This is a genomic window from Yersinia sp. Marseille-Q3913 (genome assembly GCF_963892745.1).
Lineage (GTDB): Bacteria > Pseudomonadota > Gammaproteobacteria > Enterobacterales > Enterobacteriaceae > Yersinia > Yersinia bercovieri.
On sequence record NZ_CAWQAF010000078.1, the window covers coordinates 1 to 1,134 of the forward strand.

Here is a 1,134-nt window from a genome sequence, read left to right on the forward strand (position 1 = left end):
AAATGATAATGGTAGCCTGACTGAATTGGATCTCGGAAATTGTTATCAGCCAGCGATGGGGAAGTTATTACGAGTATTGGATTATAATTTCATTACCAATGACGGCTTTATTCTGACACCACAATGGCCGGCTGAACTACAAAATGGCAATAAGGCGTTCGAGCCTATTATGTTGGCACAATATTCCCCATTGAGTGATAGTCGTTATCACGCGCTACTGGCTGACCACCTTCCACAGGATATTACCACTCGTTTCGATATTTCGGGTGGGAAAAATGGCCACAGCGTGACGCATCTGATTAAGCAACCATCAGGTGAGGAAACTATTCTGTTGAAAACTTTGTTGCCGCTGCATGTCCAGTTATCTGTTGATGAAATGCCAATATTGATGGGGTATTTACCTAATTATGAATTGTTAGGCGATAATGGCAGTAATGTTTTTCTTGCCCAACATGGCAAGGGATTATTATCAGGAGGCGGTGGTAGTGATCATTATATTGTTCAACATAACCCAACTGGCCCGATGGAGATTGTTATTAATAACTATGATAGTGACAAGACTACCGATATTCTCAGTTTTGAAGGGGTAGAGGCGAATGAGTTTGTTGTCACTGCCGATGGGCAAGATGTTATTTTAACCCATAGAAAAAAACCGGCAGAGTATAATCATTTCCGGCTGGTGAATTATCTTAAGGATGAGAGTTATCGTCATCTGGTATTCCTGGACAGTAGTGATCCATTAATGCGTGAAGATAATAATCTAACCGGGGTGAGGGTACATCAGATTGAGTTCGACAAGAGTGGGAAACTGTTTGTTGCACCGCGAGTTATAGACTTGACCAATGACAATGTTGACCCCAATTCTCCTTTGGATTGGTTACCAGATCTGATGGCGAGTATGCCGGAAACAGAGCGAGTTGCGGTGAGTGATAACCACCACCAGGGGCTGAAAAATAGCGGAACTCACTTCACGGTCAATACCGAATTGGGAGTTGCATAAATTTTTGCACTATAAATCTGGCGAGTCGTATTATCTGCTCGCCAGTTAAATCCAGCAAGCTGGCATGATAGCTTAAATAGGACTAACACCACCCGCTATATTAAAAAGTTATTTAATATAGCGGGTGGTGTTAT

The 1,134-nt window shown here is 42.2% G+C and carries 1 pseudogene; it reads left to right on the top strand.

Annotation, left to right across the window (positions count from 1 at the left end):
• Positions 1 to 1,000: pseudogene (locus tag AACW11_RS19095) on the top strand (hypothetical protein); the annotation flags it as partial.
• Positions 1,001 to 1,134 lie beyond the last annotated feature (134 nt).